We start from the raw sequence: 10,776 nt of genomic DNA, 5'->3' as shown, positions 1-10,776 counted from the left end.
TGCTTTTGTGGCGAGGGAGCTTGCTCCCGCTGGGCTGCGCAGCAGCCCCCTCTCAAGCTCACTCAATCAACCTGATCCACCGTGTCGCCGGGTTTTAGGGCCGCTGCGCGCCCCAGCGGGAGCAAGCTCCCTCGCCACCGGGAAGTGGCCTCAGGTGCATCCCGGAACACTTTTTGCTGTCGGATGTGATCGCCGCCATTGCGTGATTACTGCCTCGTTTTAGCGGAATTGGACAAGGCGCGAGTTAAGGAAATGCCTCGAATCAGTGTCAGTTTCAAGAGCAAATCGGTTGGTCGACCGGGATGCTTTTGTGGCGAGGGAGCTTGCTCCCGCTGGGCTGCGCAGCAGCCCCCCTCTCAAGCTCACTCAATCAACCTGATCCACCGTGTCGCCGGGTTTAGGGCCGCTGCGCGCCCCAGCGGGAGCAAGCTCCCTCGCCACCGGGAAGTGGCCTCAGGTGCATCGCGGAACACTTTTTGCTGTCGGATGTGATCGCCGCCATTGCGTCGGCGTCATTACTGCCTCAATTTAGCGTCATTGCCCGTCAGGCCCGTGCACTTCATGTCAGCAAACTCGTTTAGCCAGTCTTTGCGTCGCCTTTGGGCGTTGGATAAGTTCAGTTATAGCGTGCGGGTCTTCATCGCCCTGACCGGCAGCATGGGGCTGTGCTGGTACCTGGATGAGATGGGGCTGCTGATTCCCTTGTTCCTGGGCATCATCGCCAGCGCCCTGGCCGAGACGGACGACAGTTGGCAGGGCCGCCTCAACGCGCTGGCCGTGACCCTGGTGTGCTTCACCGTCGCGGCACTGTCGGTTGAATTATTGTTCCCCTATCCCGTCCTGTTCATCATCGCCCTGGCCCTGGCGGCCTTTGGCCTGACCATGCTTGGCGCCCTGGGTGAGCGCTATGGCGCCATCGCCTCGGCCACGCTGATTCTGTCGGTCTACACCATGATCGGCGTGGACCAGCGCGGCGGCGCAGTCAATGATTTCTGGCATGAACCCCTGCTACTGGTCACGGGGGCCGCGTGGTACGGCTTGCTGTCGGTGTTGTGGCAGGCGTTGTTTTCCAACCAACCGGTGCAACAAAGCCTGGCTCGGCTGTTTCGCGAGCTGGGACGCTACCTGAAACTCAAATCGTCGCTGCTGGAGCCGATCCGCCAACTGGACGTCGAAGCCCGACGCCTGGAACTGGCCCAGCAAAATGGCCGGGTGGTCGCTGCGCTCAACAGCGCCAAGGAAATCATCCTGCACCGCGTGGGCAATGGCCGCCCCGGCTCGAAAGTCAGCCGGTACCTGAAACTGTACTTCCTGGCCCAGGACATCCACGAACGCGCCAGCTCTTCTCACTATCCCTACAACGCCCTGGCCGAGGCCTTCTTTCACAGCGACGTACTGTTCCGCTGCCAACGCCTGCTGCGTCAGCAAGGCAAGGCCTGCCAGGCGCTGGCCGAGTCGATCCAACTGCGCCAGCCGTTCGTCTACGACGACACCTTTGCCGAGGCCCTCAACGACCTGCACGCGTCCCTCGAACACCTGCGCATCCAGAGCAACCCGGCCTGGCGCGGCTTGCTGCGTTCGTTGCGGGCACTGTCGGTGAACCTGGCTACCATGGACCGCCTGCTCAGCGACGCGAGCAACCCCGACGCCCTGGCCGACGCCACCGACAGCAGCCTGCTCGACCGCTCGCCGCGCAACCTCAAGGATGTCTGGCTGCGCTTGCGTACCCAGCTCACGCCCACTTCGCTGCTGTTCCGGCATGCCCTGCGCTTGCCCTTGGCCCTGAGCGTGGGCTACGCCATGGTGCACCTGATCCATCCGTCCCAGGGCTATTGGATCATCCTTACCACACTGTTCGTGTGCCAGCCCAACTACGGCGCCACCCGGCGCAAGCTCGGCCAGCGGATCATCGGCACCGCCATCGGCCTGACGGTGGCCTGGGCGCTGTTCGATCTGTTTCCCAATCCGCTGGTGCAATCGAGCTTCGCCATTGCCGCCGGGGTAGTGTTCTTTACCAACCGCACGACCCGCTACACCCTGGCGACAGCGGGGATCACCATCATGGTGCTGTTCTGCTTCAACCAGGTGGGCGACGGCTACGGGCTGCTGTTGCCACGGCTGTTCGATACCTTGCTCGGCAGCCTGATTGCCGGGCTGGCGGTCTTCCTGTTCCTGCCCGACTGGCAGGGCCGTCGGCTGAACAAGGTGCTGGCCAATACGCTGACCTGCAACAGCATCTACCTGCGCCAGATCATGCAGCAGTACGCCGCCGGCAAAAGCGACGACCTGGCCTATCGCCTGGCCCGACGCAACGCCCACAATGCCGATGCCGCATTGTCCACCACCCTGGCCAATATGCTGATGGAGCCGGGGCATTTCCGTAAGGAAGCCGATGTGGGGTTCCGTTTCCTGGTGCTGTCCCACACCCTGCTCAGCTATCTGTCGGGCCTGGGCGCCCACCGGGGCACCGAACTGCCGACCGAAGTGCGCGAACAGTTGATCGACGGGGCTGGGGTGAAACTGGCAGCGAGCATCGACGAAATCGCCCAGGGCCTGGCAAGTAAACAGCCGATCGCGATCCAGAGCGACGAAGAAGAAGCCCTGGCCAGCGAGCTTGAGCGGATGCCCGATGAAATCGACGAAGGACAGCGCCTGGTGCAGACGCAACTGGCGTTGATTTGCCGTCAGCTTGGCCCATTGCGGACCTTGGCGGCGCATTTGATGAAGGCCTGACGGCCTCAGCTTCAAGCCTCAAGCCATAAGCTGCAAGCAAAGTTCGTGCGCTCTGCTTGCAGCTTATGGCTTGAAGCTTGAAGCTGCTCCCCCCTACATCCCATGCGCCTTCAACAGCCGCGCATAACTCCCATCCGCCTTCATCGCCGCGATCTCCCGATCAAATCCGGCCACAATCTGCTCATGCTCCGGGTTCTTCAGGCTGACCAGGATGTGCAGGCTGTTTTCGCTCAAGGGCTTGGGCAGGAACTCCACGGCGCTGCGTACCTTGGCGGATTCGCGGGCCAGGTAATAGCGGGCGACGTATTCGTCTTCCAGAGTCAACTTCACACGATCGGCAGCCAGCATGCGCACCGCCATCGCAAAGTTATGCACAGGGACTTTCTGCATTTGCAGGTCTTCGTCGAAGTCCTTGGAGTAGGCGTAGCCGCGAACCACGGCGATGGGATAGGCACGCAGCTGTTGCAGGCTGTCAAACTGGATCGTTTCGTCCTTGCGCTTGATGAAACGCACACGGTTGAGCAGATACTCAGCCGAGAACTGGCCAATGTGAGTGCGCTCCTCGCTGTACCAGGCGTTGACCAGCACATCATAGCGGCCCTCGCCGATGCCCAGCATCGCCCGGGCCCAAGGCACCTGTTCGAAGTCCGTGGCATAGCCGGCCCGCGCCAGCGCCGTGCTGACGATATCGGTCGCCAGGCCACCATTGATCAATGTGGAATCGGTAAAGGGCGGCCAGGCATCGGCGACCAGACGCAGCTTTTGCGCGCAGGCCTCATAGCTCAGTAACAGCAATCCGATCAATGCAAGAGCTCGATGCAATCGCGGCATGCCAAACGTCCTTGACGGGTTCAAAGCCCGGTTTGTTTTTAGCCGACACTCAACAGGCATCCTCAGACACCCGGTCCTAACATTAGCTCATTGGAACCGCTGCGCAGCGCTGTCACGAAGATTACACAAAGACGACAACGCCGCGACAGAGGAATGATGGCATTTTGGTCTTTATCGCAGATTTTCCAGTCGAGCGAGAAAGAGACTTCCGGGCCAAGCACGCTTAATATCGGCATCAAGCTCTTCAGGAAATTCAAAAATGGATATCGAGTGGGTCTGTAAACATCACAGTGACCTGAGCAAGGAACAGCTGTATGCCATCCTCAAATTGCGTGCCGAAGTGTTCGTTGTCGAACAGAACTGCGCCTACCCGGACGTTGACGGCCTGGACCTTGAGGGCGACACGTGCCATTTGATGGCTTGGCAGGGCAACCACCTGGTGGCCTATCTGCGCCTGCTCGACCCGCATTCGCAAAACAGTGACGTGGTGATCGGGCGCGTGATCATTGCGCCAGAAGCACGGGGCAAGGGGTTGGGCCATCAACTGATGGAACAGGGCCTCAAGCACGCCGAGAGACACTGGCCCGGCACCTCGATCTCACTGTCGGCCCAGGCGCATTTGCAGGGGTACTACGGGCGGTATGGGTTTGAAGTGGTGGGTGTGGAATACATGGAGGATGGGATTCCACACATTGGTATGCATCGGCCTTAAGATCCTCTTCGCGAGCAAGCCCGACCCCACTGTGGGAGCGGGCTTGCTCGCGAAGGCGTCAGCCCAGGCATAACCAGTATTCAGGGATATTCAAGTACGGCCTTGATCCGCTGCAAATTCCCCTCGATCCACCCCCGATCAATCGCCCCCCAATCGCGAATCCGATAACGCCCGGCATGGTTGCGCGCGCCGTCCTCTTGCTCGAACTCACAAACGATATCCAGGTCAGCCAGCGCGGCGATGGTGTCCTGGGCGGTACGCCGTGGCATGCCGGTGGTTTCGGTGAGGGCCGGGACGTTGCTGGCGACACCGCTGTCGATCAGGTAAGCCACGTACAAGCGACGGTAGAAGCTGCTCTTGGTCTTGCTGACATCCATTCGGTCATTCCTTGTGGGGTTGCAGATCCCGCCAGGTCAGGTACACCCGCAGGTCGAATTCCAACTGGTGATACCCCGGCAGCATGTGCTCGCAGAGTTGGTAGAACGCCTTGTTGTGGTCCGACTCCTTGAAGTGCGCCAGCTCGTGCACCACGATCATGTTCAGGAACTCGGGCGCCGCGTCCTTGAACAACGCAGCGATGCGGATTTCCTTCTTGGCCTTGAGCTTGCCACCCTGCACCCGCGACACCGCGGTATGCAGGCCGAGGGCGCGATGGGTCAGGTCCAGGCGACTGTCGAACAACACCTTGTCGATGGCTGGCGCGTTACGCAGGTATTGCTGCTTGAGGTCCAGCGCATAACCGTACAGGGCCTTGTCGCTCTGGATCGGATGCCGATCCGGATAGCGCTGTTGCAGGTAATCGCCCAGTCGGTCCTGGGCGATCAATTGCTGCACTTGGGCTTGCAGGGCGGCGGGGTAGGCCTGGAGGTATTTGAGCGCGGTCATCAAGGGGCAACACAGTCACAAGAGGCCGCCAGTGTAGCGAATTCAAGCCTGCACCGCGCTCCAGTCGAACGGTGTGGCGAAGGCATCGGTGTCTTCGGCCATCAAGGGCCGCGCCACGAGGAACCCCTGCACATACTCGCAGCCATGGGCCTGCAGCCACTCATATTGCTCGCGCGTCTCCACCCCTTCGGCAATCACCCGCAAGCCCAGTTGCGTACACAGGTCAATCACCGAGGCGGCCAACGCGGCATCCCGGGGCGACCCCGGTACGCGGGCGATCAGATGCCGATCGAGCTTGAGGGTATCGAGCTCAAGGTCGCGCAGATGCGTCAATGAGCAGGGTCCCGAACCAAAGTCATCCAATGCCACCCGCACCCCGAGGTGACGCAGCAGTCGCAATTGCTTTTGGGTTTCATCGGGGTTGCGCATCAGCGCATCCTCGGTCACCTCGACCTCCAGTTGCCGAGGCTTCAAGGCATGACGCTCCAGGACCTGGCGCAACTCGGTCACCAGGTTGGGCATGCCGAACTGGGTACTACTCAGGCTCACCCCCAACACCAGGTCGTCAGCGAACAAGCGCTCCCAGACTTTGCGCTGGGCCGCGCTGCGATGATAAATCCAGCTGCCCAGGCGACTGATCAACCGCGCCTCTTCCAGCAAGGGCAGGAACAGGCCCGGCGGAACATCACCGACGCTGGGGTGCTGCCAGCGCAACAGCGCCTCGAACCCACGGATCCGCCCATCGATGATGCTTACCTGCGGCTGGTAGACCATATTGAAGTCGCGGTTCTCGATGGCCGAGCGCACGCTCTCTTCCAGCATCAGCCGTGAACGGGCGCGACCGTTCATTTCATGATCGTAAAAGCGGTATTGCTGGCGACCGGCACGCTTGGCTTCGTACATGGCGATGTCGGACGCCCGCAGCAACCCATCGAGATTGGCGCCGCAATCGGGGTACGTCGCGATGCCGATACTGGCCCCCAATGCGACGTCCATGCCTTCTATCTGCTGGCAGATCGCGACCCGCTCGATGAGTTTCTCGGCGATCTTGGCCGCTTGCTCGGGGAACTCCAGGTCCAGCAGCGCCGTGAACTCGTCCCCGCCCAGGCGCGCCAGGATATCGAATGGGCGCAGGCACGCCTTCAACTGTTCCGACACCCAGCGCAATACCCGGTCCCCGGCATCGTGCCCCAGCGAGTCATTGACCCGCTTGAAGCCATCGAGGTCCAGGTACAGCAACACCCAGTTGCTTTCCAGGCGCTCGCTGCGCATCAACAGGTTTTCGGCGGTCTGGTAGAACCCCCGGCGGTTGAGCAAACCGGTCAGCGGGTCCGTGACGGCCTGGTATTCGAGTTGTTGGTGCAAATGGCGAACCACGGACATGTCCTGGAGCGTCACCACCATCGCCTTCTGCTCCGACGGCAATGGCGCACAGGACAAGGCCACCGACACCTGCTGGCCAGGCGCCGTGCGTAGCACCGCGTCATGCAGTCGCCAGGTTTCACCGCGCCGATAGGCGTTGTGTATATCGGAATCGACCCACTCTGGGATGTGCGGTTTCTGCAGGAAATCCAGGAACGGCATGCCCTGCAACTGCTCGGCGGTGGCATTGAGCAAGCGGCAGGTAGAAGGGTTGGCGAAGCGGATACAGCCATTCTCATCCACCACCAGGATGCCTTCGGCGGCGTTGTCCAGCACCGAGGCATTGAAGGCCCTGGCCGCTTCGAGATCTTGGCTCAAGCGCTGCAAGGCCCGGCGATTGCGCTGGTGCTCGAGCAGCGCCTGGACCTTGGGCTTGAGGATTTGCGGATCGAAGGGTTTGAACAGGTAATCCACGGCGCCACTGGCATAGCCCTTGATCACCGCATCCTGGGATTGCTCGTTGGCCGTCAGGAAAATGATCGGCGTGAGCCGCGTACGCTGGCTGCCGCGCATCAGGCGCGCCACTTCGAAACCGTCCATGTCGGGCATCTGCACATCCAACAGAACCAGATCGATGTCGTGTTCCAGCAACAGGTTAAGCGCCTCGACCCCCGAGGACGCGGTCATGACTCGCCAATCCTGACGCTGCAACAAGGCTCGCATGCTGAGCAGGTTTTCAGGGTAATCATCAACAATCAAAAGGACAGAGCTGTCTTCGCCGAGCGGTGGTTGCGCGCATTCCATGCTGCTTCTCTTATCGGGCGCCACGTCCGTTTTTTACGTAGCAAAGCGGACAAATACTGTCCCCTCACTCTAGACCGGGATTGTCAAAAGCAGTAGGTGTCAACGCGCCATCATCCAGACAAAGCCCGAAATAGCCGACTAACGGTCACCCTCCTCGGGCACAGAAACTGCAAAGACCCCTTCGACGGACAATTGACGTCAACCACCCGCCGAAAAGTTGCCGGGCAGTTTCTTCCGTCGCTTACTCGTACGCCCGAAAATACCGGCCTAGAGCCTTGCCTTGTGGTGTGCAGCTTTTTCATCGAGTGACAGAGGATCCCCACCATGATCGATCTCTCAACCTGGAACCTGAGCATCCCCGAAGGCAGCCCTCCGGCTACCATCGAAACCTCCCAGCTCGTGCAAGGGTTCCAGGCCCCGTATTTCCACTCCGACTCCGGCACGGTTTTTTTCTGGGCGCCGGTGACCGGCTCCACAACCGCTAATGCTATTTATCCGCGCAGTGAACTTCGTGAAACCTACAGCGACGGCACCTTGCGCAATTGGCTGTACCCGGCGGCGGACAACAAGCTGGCTGCCACCCTGGCCGTCAGCCAGGTGCCCAGCACCGGCAAGGTCGTGATTGGTCAGATCCATACCAAGAACAGCACCAGCCCCCTGTTGAAGCTGGAATACCAATATAAAACCTACAGTTCCACCGGCAACATTGTCGCCAAGGTGCGCATGCGCCCGGACGACGAAACAGGCCAAGTCATCATCATCGCCACGGGCATCAAGCTGAATCAATCCTTCTCTTACCTGATCCATCTCAGCCCCGCCGGCGTCCTGACCATCAATGGCGCGGGTTACCAGTGGAGCTCCCCCATCAGTTCCACATGGAGCGACAAGCCGCTGTACTTCAAGGCGGGCGTGTACGTGCAGGACAACACCGGTTATCCCACCGAAGGCGGCACCGTGACGTTCAGCCTGCTGGATATCGATCACATCTAGGCGCTTTGCGTGGCGCCAGGGCAGCAACGGAATGCTGCCAGCCCAGCCATACACTGTAGATGCGTAATAGTTCAGCGCGAGTTCGAAACTACCGACTAACGGTCATCCATCCAGGCATAAATGCTGCAATTGACATGCTTGACGGACAATTGACGTCAAACATCCGCTGGATGGCTGTTCAAAAAACCCCCTTCCTGCGCGATCAACACACTCCAAATGCTCGGAGTAGAGCCTCCCGCTTTGGTACTCAGCACTTTTACGCCCGTTACGCAGGATCCGACCATGATCGATCTCAACACTTGGAACTTGAGCATTCCCGAAGGCAGCCCCGCCATCACCATCGAAACACCTCGGCTGGCCCAGGGGTTCAAGGATGAATACTTCCACTCCGACACCGGCACGCTGTTCTTCTGGGTACCGGTGACCGGCACCAAGACTGCAAACGCGATCTACCCACGCAGCGAACTGCGGGAAACCTACAGCGACGGCACCCTGCGCAACTGGTTGTACCCGGCGGCGGACAACATCCTGCGCGCGACCATGACCGTCAACCAAGTGCCCAGCACTGGCAAGATCGTGATCGGCCAGATCCACACCAAAGACAGCACCAGCCCCATGGTGAAACTGGAGTACCAGTACAAAACCTACAGCTCCACCGGCAACATCGTCGCCAAGGTGCGCCTGCGTCCCGACGATGAAACCGGCCAAGTCATTACCATCGCCACCGGCGTGAAGCTGGACCGCAGCTTCTCCTACATGATCCACCTGAGCCCGAAGGGCGCACTGGGTATCAGCGCAGCGGGCTACAACTGGAGAACCACCGTCGATCCTAGCTGGAAGGTCAAGCCCCTGTATTTCAAAGCAGGGGCGTATGTGCAGGACAACACCGGCTACACCACCGAAGGCGGCAAAGTGACGTTCAGCCTGCTGGAAATCAAACACAACATCTGATCACTTTTCCTGGCGCCATGGCAGCACGGATGCTGCTTGCGGGGCCCTCCTCGACGCTTCGGCAACCCATCTCACGCTCAATCGAGCACAAGGCACGCAGCAGTGCCATATCGCCATCGTTCAAAAAAAATCTGCTTTAGCCGACTAACGGTCGTCTGTCTCGGGCACCAAAGCGGCAAACGTCACTCTGACGGTCTGCTGACGCCAACCCTCCGCCGGGTCCCCGTGAAAAACGCGAGCTCCCGCTTCCTCCTGGCGTCAGTGAAAGCGCGTCCTAGAGCCTTCGGCTGTGGCGTAAATCATTTCTTATGTACAGAAAGGATCCGAACATGGTCGATCTTGCAACCTGGAACTTGAGCATCCCCGAGGGCAGCCCACCGAAAACCATTGAAACGCCTCGGCTGTTGGATGGCTTCCAAGATAAATACTTCAATTCCGAAGGCAGCACGGTGTATTTCTGGTCACCGGTGACCGGCACCAAGACTGAAAATGCGATCTACCCGCGCAGCGAATTACGAGAGACCTATAAAGACGGCACCTTGCGCAACTGGCTGTATCCCGCTGCCGACAATAAATTGAGTGCGACCCTGGTGGTCAACCAGGTACCCAGCACCGGCAAGATCGTGATCGGGCAGATTCATGCCAAGGACAGCAGCAAACCCATGGTGAAGCTGGAATACCAGTACAAGGACGACAGCAAGACCGGCAACATCGTCGCCAAAGTGCGCATGCGCCCCGATGACGACGAGGGTCGGGTTATCACCGTGGCCAGCGGCGTGAAGCTTTCTCAGTCCTTCAGTTACCGGCTTCACCTTGATCGAACCGGCGACTTGGGTATTACTGCGGCGGGTCGTAGTTGGTACACCACCATCAGTTCTACGTGGCGGGTCAAGCCGTTGTACTTCAAGGCTGGCGTGTATGTGCAGGACAACAGTGGGTATACCAGCGAGGGTGGGAAAGTGACGTTCAGTAAGTTGGATATCGATCACAACACTTGATTGTGTGCTTTCGATAGAGAGATATCGTGTGTATATCCGTTGCTGCGGTAACGGCTGCTGACGGTTCCGCTCTTACAGCGGCTCACTTTTGAGAAGCGCAAAAGTAAGCAAAACGCTCTTGCCCCACCACTCGGCACCTCGCCTAGGCTCGGTGTGCCCTCACTCCGGCGTTGCTCCGTGGGCCGCCGCGAAGGGCCATCCATGGCCCAGCGCGGCTATCCCGGCATCCATGCCGGGATGCCCACTGCGCAATGCCTGCGTTCGGCCAGCGTGGTTTAACGGGGCGCCCCAGATCAAAAGCATGCCCGAGGCGGCCTTATAGCCGGCCTGTCTCCTTGTCGTACTCCGCTCCAATTGTGGGAGCGAGCTTGCTCGCGATGGCGGCCTGACAGCCGACCAGGATTGGTGGGATGGCCGGAGATTTTGATCGCTCCCCTGGCCTTCTGAAAATCTCGTAGGAATCTCCCCTTTTGTGACGAGGGGATTTATCCCCGCTGGGCTGCAAAGCAG

Annotated in this window: 9 protein-coding genes; 5 read left to right on the top strand and 4 right to left on the bottom strand. The window is 59.9% G+C overall.

From position 1 onward, the window contains the following. Nucleotides 1-561: 561 nt before the first annotated feature. Nucleotides 562-2,733, top strand: a complete 2,172-nt coding sequence (gene yccS / locus BM300_RS29490; protein ID WP_063324016.1) for a YccS family putative transporter — start codon at nucleotides 562-564, stop codon at nucleotides 2,731-2,733. Between the two features lie 93 nt (nucleotides 2,734-2,826). Here the strand turns inward: yccS and BM300_RS29485 are convergent, their stop codons facing one another. Next, nucleotides 2,827-3,564, bottom strand: a complete 738-nt coding sequence (locus BM300_RS29485) for a substrate-binding periplasmic protein (RefSeq protein WP_063324015.1) — start codon at nucleotides 3,562-3,564, stop codon at nucleotides 2,827-2,829. 259 nt (nucleotides 3,565-3,823) lie between these two features. Between BM300_RS29485 and BM300_RS29480 the strand changes: the two genes are divergently transcribed. Then, on the top strand, nucleotides 3,824-4,276 hold the full coding sequence (locus BM300_RS29480) for a GNAT family N-acetyltransferase (protein ID WP_092151164.1): 453 nt from the start codon (nucleotides 3,824-3,826) through the stop codon (nucleotides 4,274-4,276). 80 nt (nucleotides 4,277-4,356) lie between these two features. On the opposite strand, the gene BM300_RS29475 is transcribed toward BM300_RS29480, so the two are convergent. From BM300_RS29475 to BM300_RS29465, 3 genes are read right to left on the bottom strand one after another with little or no spacing between them, the layout of a single operon-like run. After that, the gene (locus BM300_RS29475) at nucleotides 4,357-4,653 is read right to left on the bottom strand and encodes a winged helix-turn-helix domain-containing protein (RefSeq protein WP_092151167.1); all 297 of its coding nucleotides are present in this window, start codon (nucleotides 4,651-4,653) and stop codon (nucleotides 4,357-4,359) included. A 4-nt stretch (nucleotides 4,654-4,657) separates the two neighbouring features. Next, nucleotides 4,658-5,161, bottom strand: coding sequence for a M48 metallopeptidase family protein (locus BM300_RS29470; RefSeq protein WP_092151170.1), 504 nt, complete (start codon nucleotides 5,159-5,161; stop codon nucleotides 4,658-4,660). Between the two features lie 42 nt (nucleotides 5,162-5,203). Then, complete coding sequence (locus BM300_RS29465; RefSeq protein ID WP_092151173.1) at nucleotides 5,204-7,327, bottom strand: putative bifunctional diguanylate cyclase/phosphodiesterase; 2,124 nt, start codon at nucleotides 7,325-7,327, stop codon at nucleotides 5,204-5,206. A 324-nt stretch (nucleotides 7,328-7,651) separates the two neighbouring features. On the opposite strand from BM300_RS29465, the gene BM300_RS29460 reads away from it, so the two are divergent. The 3 genes from BM300_RS29460 (at nucleotide 7,652) to BM300_RS29450 (ending at nucleotide 10,266) form a co-directional block, all read left to right on the top strand. Next, entirely contained in the window at nucleotides 7,652-8,317 is a 666-nt protein-coding gene (locus tag BM300_RS29460) for a polysaccharide lyase family 7 protein (protein WP_092464687.1), read from the top strand. A 282-nt stretch (nucleotides 8,318-8,599) separates the two neighbouring features. Beyond that, entirely contained in the window at nucleotides 8,600-9,268 is a 669-nt protein-coding gene (locus tag BM300_RS29455) for a polysaccharide lyase family 7 protein (protein ID WP_092151176.1), read from the top strand. Nucleotides 9,269-9,597: 329 nt separating this feature from the next. Next, complete coding sequence (locus BM300_RS29450; RefSeq protein ID WP_063324009.1) at nucleotides 9,598-10,266, top strand: polysaccharide lyase family 7 protein; 669 nt, start codon at nucleotides 9,598-9,600, stop codon at nucleotides 10,264-10,266. Nucleotides 10,267-10,776: the final 510 nt, after the last annotated feature.

Source organism: Pseudomonas sp. NFACC46-3 (genome assembly GCF_900114515.1).
Classification (GTDB): Bacteria; Pseudomonadota; Gammaproteobacteria; order Pseudomonadales; family Pseudomonadaceae; genus Aquipseudomonas; species Aquipseudomonas fluorescens_Q.
The sequence above is the reverse complement of the archived record's forward strand: the minus strand, read 5'-3'. Positions and strand labels throughout refer to the sequence as shown.

Bases quoted from the DNA above. Each gene is read 5' to 3' on its own strand.
- yccS (WP_063324016.1), top strand. From the start codon at position 562: ATGTCAGCAAACTCGTTTAGCCAGTCTTTGCGTCGCCTTTGGGCGTTG.
- BM300_RS29485 (WP_063324015.1), bottom strand. From the start codon at position 3,564: ATGCCGCGATTGCATCGAGCTCTTGCATTGATCGGATTGCTGTTACTG.
- BM300_RS29480 (WP_092151164.1), top strand. From the start codon at position 3,824: ATGGATATCGAGTGGGTCTGTAAACATCACAGTGACCTGAGCAAGGAA.
- BM300_RS29475 (WP_092151167.1), bottom strand. From the start codon at position 4,653: ATGGATGTCAGCAAGACCAAGAGCAGCTTCTACCGTCGCTTGTACGTG.
- BM300_RS29470 (WP_092151170.1), bottom strand. From the start codon at position 5,161: ATGACCGCGCTCAAATACCTCCAGGCCTACCCCGCCGCCCTGCAAGCC.
- BM300_RS29465 (WP_092151173.1), bottom strand. From the start codon at position 7,327: ATGGAATGCGCGCAACCACCGCTCGGCGAAGACAGCTCTGTCCTTTTG.
- BM300_RS29460 (WP_092464687.1), top strand. From the start codon at position 7,652: ATGATCGATCTCTCAACCTGGAACCTGAGCATCCCCGAAGGCAGCCCT.
- BM300_RS29455 (WP_092151176.1), top strand. From the start codon at position 8,600: ATGATCGATCTCAACACTTGGAACTTGAGCATTCCCGAAGGCAGCCCC.
- BM300_RS29450 (WP_063324009.1), top strand. From the start codon at position 9,598: ATGGTCGATCTTGCAACCTGGAACTTGAGCATCCCCGAGGGCAGCCCA.